We start from the raw sequence: 19,598 nt of genomic DNA on the forward strand, positions 1-19,598 counted from the left end.
GTTTCGTTCCCGAGGCTGTTGGTGAAAGATTTCTCGACAAAAGCGAAAACAGGAAATCGGGTTAGCGAGATGAACCTATCAATTTTTCCGCGGTAACGCGATTGGAAAACCGGTATCCTCCGGCATTTACTTTTAGCGTTCCTTCTTTCCAACCGAGAGATACGGGGGATTTATCCGGGCTTAAACTGTTATAAATGGCGAAATTTTTCGACCAATCATGAAATTGACCGTTTCGAGTTAGAATCGGCAATAGAGAAGAGGGATTGTAGGCGAGTTCTAAACGCTCCCCCGTCGCGCCTCGAAATCGGATTTTCCCTCGATCGATCTCCGTTATATTTACTTGACTTTTTGCCTTAAACGTGTATTTGAAATTGTCGTAATCGCCGTGGGTTTCTCTTTCTCCCACTTCTAGCGCGAAACCGGAATAGATGCCGCCTTTCGGATTAGCTCGATAGGTGATCTCGTCGGGATAGTTCGGATTAGTATCGGGAACGATTTCGGGAGGGGAAAGGGAGATCGATCGCATCGCTAACCAAGTTTTTTCTAACTTCACGAACCAGATATCGCCGTCGATTTCTACCGTTGCCGTTTTGGGAAACTGGAAAAAGAACGATCGATCGCCGGGACGTAACCAGAGTAATAAATTCCGATACTGACCGATCTGATCGCCCGGATTTTTTCCCGGTTTCACGCCGTTTTCTCCCGTGTTGGCGACGAAAAAATCGACACCTCTCGTCTCGTTATACGACATCAATTTAAACGGCGCGACATCTCCATCCGCGAAACTACCCGCGAGACTTCCCATCTGGTAATGATTGCCGATAAATTGCGTTTCCCAATATCCCGGACGCTCATTGTTCCCCAGTTTCCAATTTTCATAGAGGGGTTTAGTGGCGAGAATTTCTACCGGTTTGGCAAAGTTTTTTCGCGCGATCGCTACGGCCGCGAGGGGGGGACGGTAACGACTGGTAATCAGGTATAAAGAGTCTAATTCGGGTTTATCATTGGCTACGGGAGTATCGCCGTAATATAACCAGAAAGTTTTCGCGGAACTCGATCGCATTACCGCGTTACTTCCCCCGTAATCGCGTTTCACCGGACCACCCCATCCCCCGCGATAGTATTTCAGCGCCGCGGCCGTCGATAACCAATCCAGCGCCGATTTCGCTAACTGTTTCACCTCCGGATCTTTAGCGAAATCGTAGAGATTAATATAGGGGGCGAACGTGTGACCGTGATATACTTCAGAATCCCATTCTCCCATCCCGATATTGTATAGCGCCCACACGTAACGCCGAATTTTCCGCTTATAAATCTGGCGCGTTTCCTCGTTACCGGTTTCCTCCGCCATCAGATAAACCGAAGTTTCCCGCATAGCCCGCAGGTTGTCGGTATTGCGTCCATCCACCCATAAACCCCGTCGCGCGATACTCCAATCCTTGCCGGTCCCGTTACCGTTGCCGTGAATCGGGTGGGGACGCGTGAGAGGGTCTTTTTCCGTCCAAACTTTCGCCGCGTTGTACATCCGTTGTCGGTACGCGCGATCGAGATACGAACCGAGGAGAAAATATTTCCGGATCTGTCCTTTGAGGGTAAAACTGAAATAATAATCGATATAGTCGGTGTGCGCCTGTTCTTGACGCTGGGGATCGTCCTGCTGTAAAAATTCTAAGGCTTTCTGCCGATTTCCCGCCAGAAAATCGAACATGGCGGCGGGATACGATCGCTTTTCATTCTCTTGCCACAGATTGCCGTATTTCTCCGGATTGGCGAAATGATTAATTACCGTCGCCGCGCGTTGTTGGAATTCGCTTTCTAAGTCATCCGTCCAAGGGTTGAGATAGCGGGAATCGACGGTAGGAAGGGTGATTCCCGCTCGATCGAGGACGGACGGCGTAGAAGGGAAAACGGAAGAAACGGGATGAAAACCGATAATGAGGAGGGCGATCGATAGGGAGAGGAGGATCGATCGAACCCATCGCCTAGATCCAGTCGTCATCCTCGCCGAATTCATCTTTATTTCCCTCGTTTTCCGAGATATCGATCTGATTTTCTTTGTCTAACTGTAGGGGAATCGGTTGCGGGGTGACGATTTCCGGTAAAAGTTCCTCCGGTTTCTGTCCATCGACCTCGACAACAATGACCTCGGAGACGGGAAACCAGAGGATCTGTCCCCGATCATCGCATACCGTCACCGATCGAGTTCGATCGCTTTCTTCCGACGAGAAAAGATCCCCTAACATCTTTTTCGGCAGAAGCGGTTTACTCTCACCCCCGCTAACTCCCAAAAAGATATACTCGTTTCCCGTCGTCAAATGTTGCAGGATAATCGCCATAAGCTGTTGAGTATTAAGGTCGCTGGTTGAGACAAGGCAGGAGTCAGGAGTCAGGAGGCAGGAGGCAGGAGGCAGGAGGGAAGGGGAAAGGGGAAAGGGGAAAGGGGAAAGGGGAAAAATGAATAAATTAAAAGTAGTCTTTTTCCGAAAATATTCCCTATCTCCCTTATCTCCCTCACCTCCCTCATCTCCCCCATCCCCCTCATCTCCCTCACCTCCCTCACCTCCCCCATCTCCCCATCTTCCCACTCTCTCACTTCACTTGAGCGCCGTGGCTACGCGGATCGGTTTGATTTGCGGAGGAGGCGACCGGGGCGGTAAATTCGGAGGTTTGGCCGGTCGCGGTGGCGAAGGGGAGGGGAGAATCGGCTAGGAGGGCATCTAAATTCGCGACGAGAATCGATCGGGGTTGTTCGCCGAGCGTTTGGGCGATCGCTTCACCGTTACGATTTAAAAAGACGAAATGGGGGATACCATCGACGCGATAACGGAGGATTTCGGGCAACCATTTGTTATTATCTACGTTTAGCATCACGAAGTTCACCGAATCGCCGTATTGCTTCTTGATCTCGGCGATCTCCGGGGCCATCGCCTGACAACTGGTACACCAATTCGCGTAGAATTCGGTTAGGGTGGGTTTGCCGTTGCTCAGGGCGATCTCGATCGGTGTGGCGCTTTCCGCTTGGGCTTCCAGGGAGGTCGAACTAGCGGTGGTTTGGAAACCGAGGAAAATCGCTACACTGAGGATAACCGCCGTTACCGCGATTAACAGATTTCTCAGCTTGGGATCTGGTGTCGTTGCCGTCATGGGTGTGCTTCTCTAGTTCATTCTGTCCTATTGTAACGATTCGATCGATCGCTTCATGAAAAAACGCGTCACCCTGACTTTTCCGAGAAAAACCGTCCATATGCCCGTCACCTACCGACTGGCCAAGGATTTCAACGTCGCGGCCAATATTATCCGCGCCCAGGTCGCGCCCAATCAAGTGGGAACTTTAGTCTTAGAATTATCGGGGGATATCGATGAATTGGAGGCGGCGATCGAGTGGTTGGGTCTTCAGAATATTAACGTTTCCCTAGCCAGTCGCGAGATCGTTATCGACGAGGAAAAATGTGTCGATTGCGGTCTCTGTACGGGAGTCTGCCCCACGGAAGCGCTCACCCTCGATCCGGAAAGTTTCCGCCTCAAATTCCTACGCTCGCGTTGCGTGGTCTGCGAACAGTGTATCCCCACCTGTCCCGTGGTCGCGATCTCGACGAATTTATAGAATCGGTTCGATTAAACATCGATTCTAGCCATTCCCGTAGGGCGCGGCAACGAAACGAGATACACCGAATGAATTCCCGACACCGGATTATTCATCGTGATTAATAGCTAATTTCCAGATGATTCAAGCGGTAACAGAAGTCATTAAAACATTCGCCGATGTCGAGTCGCGGTTCTCTTTACGGCGAAGTGATTCGGTGACATTTTTTACGGAATGGCATGAGAATTTACCCGAAATTAATCCGACGGAAATTGAAGCTTTAGAGATTATCCGCCGTCGCTATCTCTATCATCTCTCGTCGGGAAGTTTCACCGAGGGAACCGTTACCCTTCTCCTCGGCGCGCCGTTATTAGAAAAAGCGGGATTTTACGATCCTCCTTACCGGATACGGGGAGAGGCTTTTTTAGAAATTGAAGTGGAGGGGGAAAACGAGGAGAGATTACGGGGTAGGATCGATGTATTAGTCCTACAGGATCGGTTCTGGGTACTCCTGCTAGAATCCAAGCGATCGAGCGTCGCTTTAAATACCGCGCTCCCGCAAACGTTAGCCTACATGATGGGGAGTCCGCACCCGGAAAAACCGGTCTTCGGGATGGTGATAAACGGCGACGGTTTTCAATTTCTCAAACTCGCTCGATCGAACCCGTCCCGATACGATATTTCCCCCGTATTCTCGCCGCTACCCTTGCAAAATCAACTACACGAAGTTTTAAAAATTCTCAAACGAATCGGGATGGTTATTTTAGAAACTCATTAATTTTTTTTCCAAGGTTCATAATTTTGGGAAAAGGGTACAGCGATCGCATTCCCTTCCCGACAGTCCGAACCTTCCATCCACGATCGATCGAGGGGAGAAAAAAACTCTCTCCCCCCGATCGCCGAACCCCGGAAATCATTGAACCTGGAACAGACGATTATTCGGGAGATTGCTGATCGATCGCTGGAGACTGTTAAGCGATCGATTGTAATCGACGATCGCCTGTAAATAACGACTTCTCGCGTCGGTCAGATCCCTCTGGGAGTTAATCACGTCCGTCTGGGTTCCCACCCCGGCCTGGAACCGTAACCGCGCCAGTCGTAAACTCTCCGTCGCCGAGGTAATACTCAATTGGGCGGTACGGATATTCTCCTGGTTCGCGATCAGATTGTAATAAGATTCCTCTACCTGACGGCGGATCTCGTCGCGACGGCGGGCGAATTCCGTATCGGCCCGATCGATATTCCGTTCCGCCTGTCTCGCGCGAGCGAAAGCCCGTCCCCCGTCGAAAAACGTCCAGCGAACCCGGGCTCCCACGTTAAAACCGGTCGAGAGCGCGGCGCTATCTTGCAAATCGTCGATAAAAAGCGCTTGCCCGACCAGATCCACTTTCGGGATCACGTCCGAGATGGCGATCTGGCGATCCTGTTCGCTAATTTCGCGTTGTAGCAGTTGTTCCTCCAACTCGGCGCGGTTTTTGTAGGCCAGGACGATACTATCGTTCAGGGTTAGCCCCCAGGTTCCCGCCTCGCGGATCTCGTCCGCGGCCGTCAACTCGACGTGTTGACCGATACTCAAAATCTGCGCCAGTTGTCGCCGGGCGATGCGTTGGTCGGCGATCGCGCGGGTCAGATCCTGGTTCGCCGTGGCTAGGTCCACTTCCGCCTGGAGAACCGCGAACCGCGTCCCCAATCCCGCCTGTTCCAATAACTGCGCGTCCCGTAAACTCTGGCTCGCGTCCTCGATCGAGGCTTGAGCGATCGCTACCTGCGCGTCCCTCCTCTGTAATTCGTAGTACGCGTCCGTCGCGTTAAACCGGGTTTCTTCCGAGACCCGTTCCACCTCTAACTGCCGCCGCCGGATCTCCGCCTCGGCCCGGCGGATATTGGCCGCCCGTTGCCCTCCGGTATAGACCCCGTAAGTGATCTGTACGTTACCGGTGAAATTCGTCGAATCGATGGCGGCGTTGCCCGGTAATCCCTGTTGACGGGCTAAATCGTTCTGTCGTCGGGCCGCGGCGGACTGATCTTGTGTGAGGCTGGTTTCCGCCGTCCCCGTGGGCAGTAAATCCGCCTGGGCCTCGGCTAATTGGGCGCGGGCGATCTCCAGATCGGTGCGCGCCGTTTGAATATCTTTATTGTTCCGCAGGGCTAACTCGATCGCCTGATTGAGAGTGATCGGTTGCACGACGCGAATATTTACCTCGTCCGGATTGGTGGGAAAAATCAGGGGATTGCCGCTCGGATTCAGATAATTCGGGGCCGAGGCATCGGGGACGGGGGCGCTCTCCGTGGGAGTTACCCCGGGGGAGGGTTGGACGGGAGGGTTACTATCGCTCGGGGTCGAGGGTAACGGGGAAGGCGCCCGGGTTCCGTTCGGCAGAGGTTGGCCGGGAACTTGAGAGACGGGACGGGAGGAGACGCGCGGACTCTCTAGTAAATCCTTCGCCGTGTGGGTTTGAGCCGTGACAACCCGCTCCCCGACCACTAACAAACCCAGCACCGCGCACGAGGTGACAAGATGACGCGAGATCAACATTGGCTGTACTCAATGATATAAATAGACTTCGATACTAAGTTTCGGTTTTTAACACGACAAACAAGGGGTCGAGCGCCCGCGGCGCGCCGACGGCGATCGTGGCGAGGGGAGAGTGGTGATTACAGTGACCCATTAGGGATTACTCATCACTAATCCTACTCCATCTCGACGCGGATCGCCCGTCGCGGTAAACTCACCCGATGGTAGGATGCCGACCGCGTGAACTCCCCCGAAAAACATACTCGGTTCTTCCCACCGGACGACTTTTGTTCCGTCGGGAAAAATGGCCGTTTCCAGGATTTCTTCCCGTCCCTCGAAGGGTTCGATGCAGAGTTCGCCGTTTTCCCAGTGAATCCGGGGATGGTTGACGGCGAGATCGATCGATCGCCGGAAATCGACCAGATGGGAGATCACCTGGAAAATCGCCGTGCGAATCCGGTTCGAGCCTCCCGATCCCAGCACGAATCTCGGTTCGCCGTTTTCGAGAAGGATCGTCGGCGACATCATCGAGGACATCCGCCGATCGAGCGGCCAGTGATGGAAACCGAGGGGGTTTAAGTCGGCCTCTCCCAGCATATTATTTAACGTGATCCCGGTGCCGGGGACGGTATAGGCGGAACCTTCCCCGTTGGAAAATGTCGCGCTCGCCGCGTTGCCCTCGCTATCGAGGACGCTAATGTGGGTGGTACTGCCCCGCTTGTTGGCGTAGGTTTCGATAAATTCCGGGGCGAGAAATTCCCGATCGATCCCCTCGCGATGGATATGGCGATCGTAGCCCTCCGCCCGCGCCCGATTGGTTACGGCCATCACTTCCGTTAAAATTTCCCAGTGTTCCCGCCCGAATGGGGGAATCTCGCTCAAATCGTACCTTTCTAACAATTTCAAGGCGAACGCGATTAAAATTCCCCCCGAACTCGGTGGCGGGTTGGTCAGGATCTCGTAACCGCGATAGGTGGTTTTCAGGGGCGCGCGGACGATCGATCGATATCCCGCGAGATCTTCTAGGGTAAGATAGCCCCCCTCGCTCAGATCCTTGGCGATACAGCGCGCGATCTCCCCGCGATAGAAATCCTCGATTCCCGAGGTACTTAAATACTCTAGAGTATTGGCGAAATCCGTCATCACGCATCGATCGCCCTCCTGTAATAATTTCCCACCCGGCGCGTAGAATTTGATCCCCTCCGGATCGCGCCAGAGAATCGGTTCGAGCAGTTTACAGCAGAACGCGTTATATCGAGTGAAAATAAAGCCGTTTCGAGCGTATTCGATAGCGGGTTCGGCCAGCACGGAAAACGGTAGCCGGCCGAGTTTTTTCTGTACTTCCCGCAAGCCTAACAAAGCTCCCGGCGTGGCGATCGATCCCCGACCGATATGGAAATCCTGAATTCCCCCGCCGAAATGAATCGAGACCGGGTAAAAATCGATTTCCGAGACACCTTTTCTCGCCCGCGGGGTCTGACAGAAAAAATCGAACAGGAAATTCTCCCTCTCCCGCGTTCGCGCCAGCAGGAAGCCGCCCCCTCCGGCCGAGGATAGCGTGAACTCGACCACGAAAGCCGCCAACGTCGCGGCCACGATCGCGTCGAACGCGTTTCCCCCCATCTCGAACATCCATTTTCCCGCCTCGACGGTTTTCGGGTGTCCCGCCGCGATCGCCCCGGTGATTTTATCCTTCATGGTTCGGTGTCGAAAATTTGTGACTAGAATACAGAAAGAGCGTTACAAAACGTTACAAAGCGAACGAGAGCAAAGATCATGACCGTTGCATACCCCCGCAAATTCAAGAACGCGATGAGCGCCCGCGACATCATGAAGCGCGTCATCACCGATCGCGAGATCCATCTCGTCACCCTCAACCGTTACCGCTACAACGAACAACGTAGCTGTAAAGATCTTACCGAACTGATCGAGAAACTGGACGGAAAACCCAAGGAATTAATCCGGGATCTCTCCCATCATATTGCCGACGAGGCTCGCCACGCCTACTGGTTAACCGATCTTCTCCTCGAATTGGGCGCGGACGTGGGAACCCCTCCCGGACTCTCGTATATTGACGAATTCGAGCGTCTTCTCGATCAGGATCACTTCCAAACCGAGGAACAGCGCGAGGATGGCATTATTTCCGCTCTAGCGGCGATTAATGTCACCGAAAAGCGCGGCTGTGAATATTTCTCGGCCCACATTCAAGCGCTGAAAGAAGGGGAACAAACCGAGGAGAATATTCAAATTCGGGAAACGATCGAGCGGATTTTCCCGGAAGAGGCCGGACACGTCCGTTGGGGGAATCGTTGGTTAGCGGAGATCGCCAAAAAAAGCCCGGAACACAAGGCGAAAGTCGATCGGGCGAAACAAAAATACGCCGCGATCGAACAGGCCGCCTACGAGTCGGGGATGGATATCACGATGGGCGCGGAATTGCGTCGCGTGAGTAAACTGCTGGAGATCGTCGGGACACTGCCCGTCTGGGAACGTCCGGCCTATCTGATGGAACGTTTACCGGGAACTCTGCTCGATCCGAAACTGCAACTTTTCCGCGTCGAGGCGGCGAAAAAAGCCTGGGATCGCGATCCGAAAATGTTTATCGATCGCTTTATTCCCATGTTCTTTAACTCGACGGAAGGATTGAAGGAAAAAGAAAAGGCGAATAATTAATGGATAATCCTTAAGGCGATCGATCGATCGCCTTTCTATTTTTATAGAGGAATGAATCCCGCGGGTAACTGATTTTCTAGAATCTACTGGGTACAGCGATCGAGCTTTTCAACCCTGAAAAAACTCCCAAAAATTTTAATAAAGCGATTCTGTTCTATATTTCGATTTCCCGGATTTCTTCCCTTTCCTCCGCTACGGTTTGTAATGCGGGCGGGATCGGCATACCCATCGCCTCAATTAACTCCGCCGGGGGTCGGTTTCGCGATTCGGAGAGAACATAGTTACCCGTGTGAATCGGTTTGGCGGGTTTCATCTCGTGGGTGGTGCTGTAATAGCGGTGGGTTTGTTGGATCTGTCCGCGTTGTTGGATCGATTCGTTGGCGATTTTTTTGCGGAGTTTAATGATACCGTCCATAATCGCTTCCGGACGCGGGGGACAGCCGGGGATATAGACATCGATCGGTAATAGTTTATCCGCACCGCGAACCGCGGTGGGAGAATCGGCGCTGAACATTCCCCCGGTAATCATACACGCGCCCATCGCGATCACGTATTTCGGTTCCGGCATTTCTTCGTACAATCGTAGGGTTGCCTGGGACATTTTCATGTTCAAGGTTCCCGCGAGAATAATCACGTCCGCTTGTCGGGGTGCGGCGCGGGGAATGAGTCCGAATCGATCGAAATCGAATCGCGAACCGATCATGGCGGCGAATTCGATAAAACAGCAGGCCGTCCCGTACAATAGCGGCCACAAACTGGAAAGCCGCGCCCAATCGTACAGATCGTCTAACGTGGTGAGGATAATATTTTCCGAGAGTTGTTCCGTGACCGCGTAGCGATCGATCGGGGAGAGAATTTTTTCGGTATCTGTATCGGGGTCGGAATTAAACTCGATCGAGCGCATCACTACCTCCAGTGTCGATCGTTTCTCTTACCCTAGACTTTCTCGTTTCCCGTGTCCTCCTCCCGCGGGAACGATTTCCCGAATCGAAGGTTCGATCGGTTTCGATCGTTTCCACCGTATCTAGATATTATCGATCTTGAATATAGGCTCGATCGCCTTTCAAACAATCGTAAGCTTTCTGTAATTCGATACCTAGATATCCGATATGTTCGGGAATAATTGCCGGGGAAGCGGTACAAATTTCTCGGATGATTTTTAGGGGATTTTTGCCGGTGTAACAGGCTACTACTTCGCCACTGCCGGGAGTAGTTTGTTGGATGACGATCTGCCCCGCTTCTATTTCGATTAAAAAATTACCCGACGGATCGTAGAAATCCCGCTGGTTAATAATTCTTTCGTATTGATTGGCGATTAATTTATCGACATTCTCCCAGGTATCATCGTAGATGTGCGCGGATTGGCTGAGGGTAATTAATGGCCCCATCGTTAGATTATACTCGGAGCGATCGGCGATCGCATCGCGGATATGTTGTTGTAACGCGCGCAGTCCCATCGCGTTCGCGGGCCACGCGGCGAACATATCGTTACTCCGTAAAACCGCGGTGAGAGATAATTCATTATCTACCACTCTCACCCAAATATGATTTAAACAGGGACTCCCTCCCTTCTCGTGATCTTTAACGTCCCACAGGGACATTACCCCGCTTGCCGCGTCGATCTCGCCGATTAATTTCGCGATAACCTGTTCGATCTGATCGCGTCCGAACCACGATCGCAAACGTTGCCCGTAGGTATATTTTACGCCTTCGGTGTAGGGAGAATCATCGAGAATTTGCGAGATATATTCCTCGATAAACGCTCGATCGATGGGTAGATAATTCGGTTCGGGAAAGTAAAAATCCGCGGGTTCGTCGGTAACTACCGCCATTAAATCGATCAATTCTTGCCATTTTCCATCGTATCCCGTCGGTCGAATCGTTCCCGTGGTTTTAATACGATGTAAGATTTTTACCCAGGTTTCGGCGATGTTTTTTCCCTCGATGCGATGCCCGTATCTCGTACCGGGTAAAATCGAGGGCATGGTTTCCAAAACCGGGAAGGTTAACGCTTCTCCCCACGCTTCTACTGGTTGCCGTTGATAGAAGGATTTGACGGTTTGAACGGTTTCCTCGATCGATCGCGCGTCCCGCACCTCGATCGACTGTCGCAACTTCTCTAAAACTTCCCCGTCAATTTCGATGTCGATATAACCCGTAACTGGGGAATTCACGATCCACGCGTCCCGTCCAGTATCACTTTTTCCTAACGTGAATCCCTTCATAAAAAAGTCCCGTAAACATTCCCCGCTACCAGAATTTCTATCCTCTTTCGTCGCGTTTAAAATCACCAGGAATCGAACGTGAGGATTGGCGATTAAATTTCTCAGTAACGGGCTAATTCCCCGCGTGGCGCTGTAGAGATTGCCGATCACCGCGTATTCTTCGATTTCTAACCGTTTGGCGATCGACTGTTTCACCGTCCATCCGGTGATAATCGCGGTTTGTCCGTAGCCACAGAGTAACTGATTCGGTTTGTAGTGGGGGATATATTGGAACCGCGGGGAAGCTTGGGCGATCGACATGATTTACCGGTTCTTTTCTAGACAACCAATAATTGTAGCGTGTAGATTCTCTATTGTATCACGAGCGTCCAATTGCAAACAATTTTCTTTATACTCTTTAAAGATATTCTGAAAGTTTTCTCGAACCTTAATTAGTTTTTCTTGTTTCTCGTACACTTCACTAATGGCTCGATGTTGAATTCGCTGTAAGGAAATATCGGGGGAAATATCGAGATAAACCACCAGATCGGGAGCGGGAAAACGGTGATTTAACTGACGGACGAAGGCGAATTCTTCGGGAGTGTTGCAGTTATACGCCAGAGAGGAAAAATAGTAGCGGGTACTGATCACATGGGTTTTCTCTTGATGGATGAGTTTAAAAACGCCATCTCGATCGTTATATAAATGATAATGGCGATCGGCGGCGAATAGATAGGCCATCTGTTCATCGAATCTATCTTTATCCGCGATCGGGAGTAAATCTTTCTGCATCGCCTCCCGAATCAAACGACCGATCGCCCCATCCGTCGGTTCCGGACTAATCACCGCTCTCTCTCCCCGCGCGATAAAATATTCCTGTAAAAGTGTCGCTTGGGTAGTGGTTCCGGAACCGTCAATTCCTTCTAGAACAATGAATAAATGATCGCGCATCGAGGTAAAAAAATGATGGGTGGGATAGTCGTGAATTGCGAGGGTGTTGGGTTTCTACGGTAGTTTTTTACAGGGGATTCTCGTGACTCTCGGGGGTGTCGGGTTTCATTGCGTTCCACGAGAACCACGAGAAAATATCGCTCGATTACCCCCTCAAACTATATTGAAAACTTAATAACTTCAGCCAAAGCCGCGGGTAATCACGTTCCAACCACGATCGAGACTCTTTCAACCAACGCGGGAACCAAGAACTTAACAATAAATTTTTTACCGCGTCGAGACTGAAATCGGCATACGATCCCAACCAACGGATCAGATCGCGACTACCCGCCATTTCCCAGATCCAAAAAAGTAACGCCGGGTTTTTCCGCGCCGCTTTGATCGCTAACCGGCTAAACGTCATCCAATCGGTACGATCTTTAATAAAAGTATCCGCGACTTCCGGCGGTTCATCGGCTAACAACCCGAAAAATGTATTCAACATTGCGTTAATTCTCTCGGGGGGTAACGTTCGTCCGGTGGGAACCATCATCCCTTTAGAAAATAGCCACGTTACCGCCACATTACTCTGATAGGCGCGGACACTGGCGAGATCTTCCGCGGTTAATAAATCGTGTTTCAGCGCGGTATCCACGAGTTCCGTTAACCGTTTTAAATTCCGCACTAGAAAACCGAAACCGGTGAAAATAAGCGGCGATTGTAACGAGGCCGCGTCACCGATCGAGAGAACCCGATCGAACGCCACCACTCGATCCCGTTTTCCCGTACTGAAATGTCCCGGAATATAACCGAACGTCGGTTTTTTCCAGATTAATTCTTCCATATCACAGCGTCGGTATTCCGGCAGGATGGTAAAGAAATCCTCGTACATTTCCAACAGAGAGCCGGGATTTTCCGGGTGTACCTGATGGTAATGAAACAGGTAAAAAGTCAACTCGTCACCCTCACCGGGAAACAATTCCCAGATTAATTGTCTCCCCTTAGAAATGTCGCCGTGAGAGTTCAACACATCGCCGTAATGATTATCCCAAACCGCTCGATCGAACCCTTCCACCACCGCGCCCACCGTGGGACAAACACTATCGAAAGCGCGCGCCCCGTTCAACTGCCAGGCGATCGGCGATGCCGTTCCCATCGCGTCGATTAATAACCGTCCGCGTACCTGTCGAATTTCTCCCGAGGGTAAATGTTTTACCGTCACCGTTACCCCGTTCGCGTCGATATCCGCTCGATCGAACTCGGTTTCGTCGAGAATTTCACCCCCCCGCGCCTTGATTTTTTCCCCGCAGGATTGTAATAACTTATCGGAATTAATCGCGATATTTAACACCGTCGGGGTGTGCAGGATCTCGGCTTTTAGAGAGTCGGGAATACTGCCATCGTAGAATTTGCTGTAACCGTCAATATATTCTTTGAAGATTAACCCCTCGAACTCTTCCGCGGTAAAAAGCCCCAGATCGATCGCGTGTTGAAATTCCGATCGAGAGATATTCCACTCCCGATTCATCCGTCCGAAGGGTAATCTTTCCACCAATAACACGCGATAACCCAGTAACGCCATCGACGCGGCGTGAATCGCCCCCAACGCGCCCCCGATATAGATCAGATCGTATTCTGGGTTTTCTCCCGCGGAAGAGTTTGGGAACAGTACCGATTTCGGCTGTAACGGGTTTCTCGCGCTCTCCCGCCAGCGTTTTTCCCACCAATATAAACGCTGGAGATCGAGTTCGCCCTTGGGCATTTTCCGAAAGAAATGAACCGTTTTCGGGTAGTACGGTTCTAAAGCCTCGAAAATGGAGGTTGCAGAAAAATCGATTTCCGGTATCGTGGGATACCGCGGCGGGAAATCCTCTCTGATATCTCGATCGAGGTGTCGGGCGATTCGGTCTTCTTGCGGATGGGGGCGCTGTCCCCACCGGAAAACCTTTAAATACGTGGTTCCCTGCAAATTCCAGACAAAAATCGAGAGTTCCGTCGCTTCGCCCTCGGGTAATTTCACTCTCACCCCGCTAGACGAGGGGATTTTCTCGCCGACGGGGGGTTCCCAGTTCTCCTGTAACCAGCGACGAACGGTATCCGTGTCCGGGGTAGGAACTTCTCTGTAAAGGATCTCTCTCATTTTGTTGTTTCGCTTATCGATGTAAATACCGAATAATACGGGGTCAAAAGCCGACGAAGTACGTTAAACTACTCGATACCATAATTCTGAGAGAAATTTAAAAAAACTTTACATTTAACAAAAATACGATTATCCTCATATCCCTATGAAATATCCTATCCCGACCACGCCCGAAGAAATCGCCGCCCTCCGTCAGCGCCCGGTTGACGAGGAGATGATCGCCGCGGTGATCGCCGGAATTATTAAAATGGCCCGATCGCAGGGTCGATCGCTCGACGACCTCACCGAAGAAATCCTCCAGGAAGACCCCGTACTCGATCGAGTCCAGCGCCGTTGGTTGAGTAAACTACTCACCCGCGCCTGGGAGAATCTATCGGAGTGGGTGTGAGGGGGAGGCAGGAGTCAGGAGGCGGGAGTCAGGAGTCAGGAGGTAGGAGGCAGGAGGCGGGAGTCAGGAGTCAGGAGACAGGAGACAGGAGACAGGAGGCTTTCAAAGAGCGAGTTTTTCAGCTTTAGCTACTATCTAAAGAGAGATCTAGCTGACCGCTGACCGCTAACAGCTTTTTCCCCATCCCCCCTATCTCCCCATCCACCCATCTCCCTACCTCCCCATCTCCCCATCCCCCGACTCCTAAAGCCTATGGAATGGTTCACGATCGCCCTCTCTAGTTTACTCACCCTTCTCGTTCCCGCGGGCGCGATACTCGATAGCGTCCTGGCGAACTCCATCCGCGCGCGGGTGAACAAGGTAGAACAATTATCGGTACGGGTGGATAATACGCCCAGCTATCAGGCTCTACAGGGAAAGGTCGATCGGGTTCGCGTCGCCGGCCGGGGATTGTATCCCGTGGAGGGGTTCCGCGTCGAGGCGATCGATCTGGAAACCGACCCCCTGAGCGTGGATATCGGAAAATTACAACAGAAAAAAGCGAAACTAAACGAAGCGCTCCGTAAACCCGCGTCGGGAGCCTTACGCCTCGTTTTAACCGAGGAAGATATCAATAAAGCCTTACAATCCCCCGAAATTAAAGCGCGGGTTCAGGCGGTTATCGATCGGGCCGTTCCCCGACGCGAGGAGACGGGAAATCAATCCTTCCAACTGCAAAGCGCGCGGGTTGACTTCCTAGAGAATAATCGGGTAGCCACGACGATCGAGGTTCGATCGATCCGTGACGGACAAGTTAGCGAACCGATCGATCTCGCGCTCGAAGTGGGTTTGAAGGTAATCGACGGACGGAAACTAGAATTGCTCGACCCGTCGGGAACGCTGAACGGTCGCCGACTCTCGGGCCGGATTCTCCGGGGATTCGCCGACGGGATCGCCGAACGTCTCGACGCGAACGCTCTAGCCAAAGAAGGGATCTTCGCTCGTCTACTCCAATTTCAGATCGACGGTGATAAGCTACAGGTAGCCGTCTTCGCTCGATTAGACCCCCGATCGGGGAACACGAGTCAACGGTAAGGGTCTAACAACAGTGGATAGTTCAGGGGTGAATCATGCCTCCCTCCCGTTCAAATAATTCTTTTCCGCTCGGTCCGGTCATCGGTGTCGGCATCGCCCTCTTCATTACTGGCGGGGCGGCCGCGTGGTTCACGGTGAGTAAATTGGCCTCGCGACAGGCCGTAACCCCTTCCCCGTCCCCGATCGAGTCCCCGACGATCGAAGCGTCCCCCGTCATCCCGTCCCCCTCGATCGAACCGACTCCCACCGTTACCGCTTCCCCGTCCCCGGTCGCGGTCGAACCCGCCACCGAAACCCGATCGATCTACTGGCTGAAAGTGACCGACACCGGGAGCGAATTAGTCCCCCGCTCGATCGAGATCCGGAAATCGGCCGACAAGGACAAAGAATTAGAGAGTTTGTTTCAGTCCCTTCTCGCCGGCCCGATCGACGCGGGCGATACTACTACTATCCCCGCGGGGACGAAACTGTTGAGTTTAAAACAGGATAAAAAAGGCATCCGGCTCAACCTGTCGCGGGAGTTTACCGCGAACGAGGGGGCCGATTCACTGATCGGTCGTCTCGCGCAAGTCCTCTACACCGCCACCAGTCTCGATCCGAAAGCTTCCGTCTGGATTCAAGTGGAAGGACAGCCCCTCGAATTACTCGGCGAGGGCGAGGGACTAGAGGTAGCCCAACCGATGACCCGCGCGTTTTTCGAGCAAAATTATCAATTATCGGGAAATTAAGCGAAAGGAGTCAGGAGGCAGGAGGCAGGAGTCAGGAGGCAGGAGGCAGGAGGCAGGAGATTAATTATCTTTGTAATCTCCCCCATCTCCCCATCTCACTCGATCAGCCATTTATTTAACAGCCCTTCCACTTCCTCCTGCGGGCGCGGGTATTCCTCGCCAGAACGAGCCAAGCTCTGACTTACTTTTTCTAACACGTACAGATGATATTGAATATCCTCGATCGAGCAGTCCTCGGGTAATTGATTCAGGATCGACTCGATCGTTTGTTTGATAGTATTCATAAAAGGCTTGTCTAAAAATTTAGAAAAATCAGGATTAATCGAGATATTATCGAAAAAACATCTATCTAAAGAGATAAGACATATTATAGAAGATTCTCTCGAATCTGGCGAGAACCGGGTAACGAAAGAAAATCTTAAGAATAAATCGCCGAATTGTTAACATCTCGTAACGATCGAGCGAGACGACGGTTCGAGGAATTGAGAAGGACGATCCAGGTTTGCCCCGGACATTGCAGGGTTTCCGCGAGTCGCTTGACTAAACCGATGTCCGGCGCCCCGCCATTCCACTCGAACGCGCCCCGGTGACGGACGATCCCCAGAACGTAAAACGGCATCTCCGGGAAGGTTTCCACCGCTTTCCGAACGAGATAGGCGGCGCGAATTTCCGGGTGGGTGGATAATTGACGACAGAGGGCGTTTACCGTCTCGATCGAGAGATCGTGGGGTAGAAATCGATCGTTCGCCGTGACGTTCGCCCGTTCCGCGTTCGCCCGTTGTAGCGCGCCGTAGTGAATTTCCGCCCGTTCTCGATAACGGTGTACTTCGTCCATATTTCCCCGTTCGTAGAAAAAATTGGCGAGGATCTGACATCCCTCGATCACGATCGCCGGATTTTTCGCCATCGCGCTCTCTAAATACTCGATTCCCGTGACATCCCCCCGCGACAGGAGGATCTGACCGAGGAGAAAATTCGCGCCGACGTGTCCCGGATCGCGTTGCAGGAGAGAGCGCAATAACGGGAGCGCGCTTTCGTCCCCGCGGATCTGTCCCGTTAAACTCGCCCGTTCCCACGCTTCCTCGATTAAAAGGGTTCGATACGCCGATTGTCGATCGAGTTCTTCCAATCGCCGTAACACCTCCCGCGAGCGCGCGTGTTCCTCCTTCCAGCGGAACGAGATCGCGGTCTGCCAGTCCTCGTTTAACCGCTCGATCGAACTCGGTAAAAAGTCACCTAATAGGTAATCCGCGGCGTTTTCCCCCGTGGGAAAGAGAAAAGTAGGAATGGTCTCCAGATTACAGCCGATCGCCCGCAGTCGATCGCTCAGGCAGGGATGGGTATCCGCGAGATCCGTCGGCAGGGCGAGCGCCTGTTCGAGCAACTCCCGCGCCCGTTCCGGCGGGATCTCCGTCCGGAGGAAGTTTCCCAAATCGGTAAAGGGTTGACGCGGCGGGTCGGCCTCCTCGATAACCCTTTGATAGAGCGGTTTCCAGAAGTCGTTATCGGCCCGACGCGAGCGGACGTTCACCTCGATCAGCGCGGAGGTGGTGGCATCGCGGCCCGCGATAGATACGGCACAGCGATCGGCCTCGTATTCGTCCGCCCTGGCGAGAACGAAAGAATAGGCGCTAAAAAAGGGAATATACCAGGCAAAAAAACGCTCGAATAGCGCGTTCGATCCCTGTCCCCGTCCACCGGCCATCCGATCGAACAATAACGCCCAAGTTCGGCGGAGTCGATAGATCCAACCCTGAAAACGCCCGTGATTTCCCGATAAATGACCGAATTCGTGGGCGAGAACCGAGGTAAATTCGCGAACGGTTAACGATTGCAGGAGAGGAAGCCCGATTAATAGATAATTCTCCTCCCATCCGAGAAGCCCCAACCGAGGGATCTGCACGATCGCGGCGTTGTAATCCCCCGTCAGCAGGACACGATCGACAGGGGGACATCGCAGGGAAACTTTCACCCGATCGATCGCCTCGAACAATCGGGGGGTTTCCGCGCGCGATAGCTCCAATCCTTTCGGCCGGGGGAATTTCATCGTCAGCGTGTCCCAGAGCGATCGCAGGATCAGGAAAACGGGTATCGACAGAACCAGAATGAATTTCACGATCGCGGCGTTAATGACCCGACCGTAGATGATGAGAGCGATTAATAGGGCGATCGGGATCGCTAACGCCACCAGTACGAGGAGAATATAGGCGTAGCCGAGGAAAGCGAGAATAGCGACTTGAATTTTGTAGCGATTCGGTCGTTCTCGGGCGAGAATTTCCAATTTTCCGACCAGAGAGGCTAGAGCTTCGGAGTTCATATCGATCGATTATCGAGCTATCATCCTCTACTTTAACCGTCCTGATTCCTGAAACACGCGACAATTTTTGAATTCCGCGAGAGGGCTAATGAGAGCGCGTTCGTTCGCGCCATTTTTCGATTCCCTTGCGCGTGGGGGTTCCCGCGGGGGTGAACGTCCAGATGTCCCGTTTCTGTTGCGGCCCGTGGCTGAGGTGGATCGATCGCTCGCGACCGTAGTAATAGAGGGAATCGAAGGGTAAATCTCGATCGAGAATCCAATCCACTAACGCGTCGCTAGACAGATCTTTGATGTGAAAATCGCAGGAAGCGCCGAGTCTAGAGCAATAATAGCGACCTTTCGCGTCTATCTCGTTCGCTAGATGCTGATCTCTCGACGGATCGACCCGTCCGTTTTTCAAGCCGGTTTCCGGATCTTTTCGAGCGAGAAATCTCTTTAAATCCACCGAACAGAAGCCGTAGGTGAGAGTAAACCGTTCTTTTCCGAAATATTCGACGATCGGATCGAGGAGATATCGGGCGAGATCCCGCAGTGCCTCGATCGAATCGGGGTTTTTCGGGTAGGGATCGATTCGATCGGCGTTTTTCCGATAGGTATTCGAGCAGGTACAGAACTCTTCTAGAGTGAAGTATTTCCCGATCGGATCGTTTCTTTTCACGTCGATTCCCCCGCTCGATCGCTCTCCTACATCAGACCTCTCGCTCGATTCGTTCTGGAGAGTCTAAAAGTTCCTAAATATATTATTATAACAGATAAATTAGGTTTTTATGATGCTTTTTAACTACTTTACTCTCGATCATTTCTCCTCTCTCCCGCCTCCCACCTCTCGAATCTTGTTTCGACGAGAGATTCGGATTTTTAGCGGAGGTCTAATTGACCTCTCGCACAATTCGTTTTTGACAGTTTAAAAAAACTTAAAAACAGGTTTTTTTACGAGATAAATAGGTATTCTTGGTGATTCTTATCTATAAAATTCTTTATTCTTCCTCCTGACTCCCGACTCCTGACTCCTGACTCCTGACTCCTGACTCCTGACTCCTGACTCC

The 19,598-nt window shown here is 52.1% G+C and carries 19 protein-coding genes; 7 read left to right on the forward strand and 12 right to left on the reverse strand.

Features of this window, described 5'->3' with window-relative positions; genetic code table 11:
* Nucleotides 1-61 precede the first annotated feature (61 nt).
* The 3 genes from V0288_RS20705 to V0288_RS20715 form a co-directional block, all read right to left on the reverse strand.
* Nucleotides 62-1,999: a hypothetical protein gene (locus tag V0288_RS20705; protein WP_332867072.1), complete on the reverse strand. Its 1,938-nt coding sequence runs from the start codon at nt 1,997-1,999 to the stop codon at nt 62-64.
* A complete protein-coding gene (locus tag V0288_RS20710; RefSeq protein ID WP_332867073.1) occupies nt 1,983-2,336 on the reverse strand; it encodes a hypothetical protein in 354 nt (117 codons plus the stop codon). Before V0288_RS20710 ends, V0288_RS20705 begins: the two co-directional genes overlap by 17 nt.
* Before the next feature lie 253 nt (nt 2,337-2,589).
* Nucleotides 2,590-3,144: a thioredoxin family protein gene (locus V0288_RS20715; RefSeq protein WP_332867074.1), complete on the reverse strand. Its 555-nt coding sequence runs from the start codon at nt 3,142-3,144 to the stop codon at nt 2,590-2,592.
* 55 nt (nt 3,145-3,199) lie between these two features.
* Between V0288_RS20715 and V0288_RS20720 the strand changes: the two genes are divergently transcribed.
* Entirely contained in the window at nt 3,200-3,604 is a 405-nt protein-coding gene (locus V0288_RS20720; protein ID WP_332867075.1) for an NIL domain-containing protein, read from the forward strand.
* 196 nt (nt 3,605-3,800) lie between these two features.
* Complete coding sequence (locus V0288_RS20725; RefSeq protein ID WP_332867076.1) at nt 3,801-4,361, forward strand: type I restriction endonuclease subunit R; 561 nt, start codon at nt 3,801-3,803, stop codon at nt 4,359-4,361.
* Between the two features lie 135 nt (nt 4,362-4,496).
* On the opposite strand, the gene V0288_RS20730 is transcribed toward V0288_RS20725, so the two are convergent.
* Together V0288_RS20730 and V0288_RS20735 are read right to left on the reverse strand one after the other, a co-directional pair.
* Complete coding sequence (locus V0288_RS20730) at nt 4,497-6,119, reverse strand: TolC family protein (RefSeq protein WP_332867077.1); 1,623 nt, start codon at nt 6,117-6,119, stop codon at nt 4,497-4,499.
* 132 nt (nt 6,120-6,251) lie between these two features.
* Nucleotides 6,252-7,796 (reverse strand): gamma-glutamyltransferase, encoded by a 1,545-nt coding sequence (locus tag V0288_RS20735; RefSeq protein ID WP_332867078.1) that lies wholly within the window; start codon nt 7,794-7,796, stop codon nt 6,252-6,254.
* Nucleotides 7,797-7,874: 78 nt separating this feature from the next.
* On the opposite strand from V0288_RS20735, the gene V0288_RS20740 reads away from it, so the two are divergent.
* Nucleotides 7,875-8,771, forward strand: a complete 897-nt coding sequence (locus tag V0288_RS20740) for a ferritin-like domain-containing protein (RefSeq protein ID WP_332867079.1) — start codon at nt 7,875-7,877, stop codon at nt 8,769-8,771.
* Nucleotides 8,772-8,925: 154 nt separating this feature from the next.
* On the opposite strand, the gene nuoB is transcribed toward V0288_RS20740, so the two are convergent.
* From nuoB to V0288_RS20760, 4 genes are all read right to left on the reverse strand, one after another.
* Nucleotides 8,926-9,675 carry an NADH-quinone oxidoreductase subunit NuoB gene (gene nuoB / locus V0288_RS20745; RefSeq protein WP_332867080.1) on the reverse strand — a complete coding sequence of 250 codons (750 nt, stop codon included), beginning with the start codon at nt 9,673-9,675 and terminating at the stop codon, nt 8,926-8,928.
* Nucleotides 9,676-9,802: 127 nt separating this feature from the next.
* Nucleotides 9,803-11,296, reverse strand: coding sequence for a thymidylate synthase (locus V0288_RS20750; protein ID WP_332867081.1), 1,494 nt, complete (start codon nt 11,294-11,296; stop codon nt 9,803-9,805).
* 3 nt (nt 11,297-11,299) lie between these two features.
* The gene (gene tmk, locus V0288_RS20755) at nt 11,300-11,926 is read right to left on the reverse strand and encodes a dTMP kinase (RefSeq protein WP_332867082.1); all 627 of its coding nucleotides are present in this window, start codon (nt 11,924-11,926) and stop codon (nt 11,300-11,302) included.
* Nucleotides 11,927-12,071: 145 nt separating this feature from the next.
* Entirely contained in the window at nt 12,072-14,045 is a 1,974-nt protein-coding gene (locus tag V0288_RS20760; protein ID WP_332867083.1) for an NAD(P)/FAD-dependent oxidoreductase, read from the reverse strand.
* Between the two features lie 145 nt (nt 14,046-14,190).
* On the opposite strand from V0288_RS20760, the gene V0288_RS20765 reads away from it, so the two are divergent.
* The 4 genes from V0288_RS20765 to V0288_RS20780 all read left to right on the forward strand — a co-directional run bounded on the left by V0288_RS20765 (nt 14,191) and on the right by V0288_RS20780 (nt 16,235).
* Nucleotides 14,191-14,433, forward strand: a complete 243-nt coding sequence (locus V0288_RS20765; protein ID WP_332867084.1) for a hypothetical protein — start codon at nt 14,191-14,193, stop codon at nt 14,431-14,433.
* Nucleotides 14,424-14,561, forward strand: a complete 138-nt coding sequence (locus V0288_RS20770) for a hypothetical protein (protein WP_332867085.1) — start codon at nt 14,424-14,426, stop codon at nt 14,559-14,561. The genes V0288_RS20765 and V0288_RS20770 overlap by 10 nt, the downstream gene beginning before the upstream one ends.
* Before the next feature lie 124 nt (nt 14,562-14,685).
* Nucleotides 14,686-15,507 carry an LmeA family phospholipid-binding protein gene (locus tag V0288_RS20775; protein ID WP_332867086.1) on the forward strand — a complete coding sequence of 274 codons (822 nt, stop codon included), beginning with the start codon at nt 14,686-14,688 and terminating at the stop codon, nt 15,505-15,507.
* Between the two features lie 35 nt (nt 15,508-15,542).
* Complete coding sequence (locus tag V0288_RS20780) at nt 15,543-16,235, forward strand: GerMN domain-containing protein (protein ID WP_332867087.1); 693 nt, start codon at nt 15,543-15,545, stop codon at nt 16,233-16,235.
* 95 nt (nt 16,236-16,330) lie between these two features.
* Here V0288_RS20780 and V0288_RS20785 read toward each other — a convergent pair whose 3' ends face one another.
* The 3 genes from V0288_RS20785 to V0288_RS20795 form a co-directional block, all read right to left on the reverse strand.
* The gene (locus V0288_RS20785; RefSeq protein ID WP_332867088.1) at nt 16,331-16,519 is read right to left on the reverse strand and encodes a hypothetical protein; all 189 of its coding nucleotides are present in this window, start codon (nt 16,517-16,519) and stop codon (nt 16,331-16,333) included.
* A gap of 134 nt (nt 16,520-16,653) precedes the next feature.
* A complete protein-coding gene (locus V0288_RS20790; protein WP_332867089.1) occupies nt 16,654-18,552 on the reverse strand; it encodes a M48 family metalloprotease in 1,899 nt (632 codons plus the stop codon).
* 85 nt (nt 18,553-18,637) lie between these two features.
* On the reverse strand, nt 18,638-19,210 hold the full coding sequence (locus tag V0288_RS20795) for a hypothetical protein (protein ID WP_332867090.1): 573 nt from the start codon (nt 19,208-19,210) through the stop codon (nt 18,638-18,640).
* Nucleotides 19,211-19,598: the final 388 nt, after the last annotated feature.

Origin of the sequence: Pannus brasiliensis CCIBt3594 (assembly GCF_036688125.1) — a bacterium.
Lineage (GTDB): Bacteria > Cyanobacteriota > Cyanobacteriia > Cyanobacteriales > Microcystaceae > Pannus > Pannus brasiliensis.

Excerpts from the sequence above, each read along its gene's own strand:
- V0288_RS20705 (WP_332867072.1), bottom strand. The coding sequence starts at position 1,999 with ATGACGACTGGATCTAGGCGATGGGTTCGATCGATCCTCCTCTCCCTA.
- V0288_RS20710 (WP_332867073.1), bottom strand. The coding sequence starts at position 2,336 with ATGGCGATTATCCTGCAACATTTGACGACGGGAAACGAGTATATCTTT.
- V0288_RS20715 (WP_332867074.1), bottom strand. The coding sequence starts at position 3,144 with ATGACGGCAACGACACCAGATCCCAAGCTGAGAAATCTGTTAATCGCG.
- V0288_RS20720 (WP_332867075.1), top strand. The coding sequence starts at position 3,200 with ATGAAAAAACGCGTCACCCTGACTTTTCCGAGAAAAACCGTCCATATG.
- V0288_RS20730 (WP_332867077.1), bottom strand. The coding sequence starts at position 6,119 with ATGTTGATCTCGCGTCATCTTGTCACCTCGTGCGCGGTGCTGGGTTTG.
- V0288_RS20735 (WP_332867078.1), bottom strand. The coding sequence starts at position 7,796 with ATGAAGGATAAAATCACCGGGGCGATCGCGGCGGGACACCCGAAAACC.
- V0288_RS20740 (WP_332867079.1), top strand. The coding sequence starts at position 7,875 with ATGACCGTTGCATACCCCCGCAAATTCAAGAACGCGATGAGCGCCCGC.
- nuoB (WP_332867080.1), bottom strand. The coding sequence starts at position 9,675 with ATGCGCTCGATCGAGTTTAATTCCGACCCCGATACAGATACCGAAAAA.
- V0288_RS20750 (WP_332867081.1), bottom strand. The coding sequence starts at position 11,296 with ATGTCGATCGCCCAAGCTTCCCCGCGGTTCCAATATATCCCCCACTAC.
- tmk (WP_332867082.1), bottom strand. The coding sequence starts at position 11,926 with ATGCGCGATCATTTATTCATTGTTCTAGAAGGAATTGACGGTTCCGGA.
- V0288_RS20760 (WP_332867083.1), bottom strand. The coding sequence starts at position 14,045 with ATGAGAGAGATCCTTTACAGAGAAGTTCCTACCCCGGACACGGATACC.
- V0288_RS20765 (WP_332867084.1), top strand. The coding sequence starts at position 14,191 with ATGAAATATCCTATCCCGACCACGCCCGAAGAAATCGCCGCCCTCCGT.
- V0288_RS20775 (WP_332867086.1), top strand. The coding sequence starts at position 14,686 with ATGGAATGGTTCACGATCGCCCTCTCTAGTTTACTCACCCTTCTCGTT.
- V0288_RS20780 (WP_332867087.1), top strand. The coding sequence starts at position 15,543 with ATGCCTCCCTCCCGTTCAAATAATTCTTTTCCGCTCGGTCCGGTCATC.
- V0288_RS20785 (WP_332867088.1), bottom strand. The coding sequence starts at position 16,519 with ATGAATACTATCAAACAAACGATCGAGTCGATCCTGAATCAATTACCC.
- V0288_RS20790 (WP_332867089.1), bottom strand. The coding sequence starts at position 18,552 with ATGAACTCCGAAGCTCTAGCCTCTCTGGTCGGAAAATTGGAAATTCTC.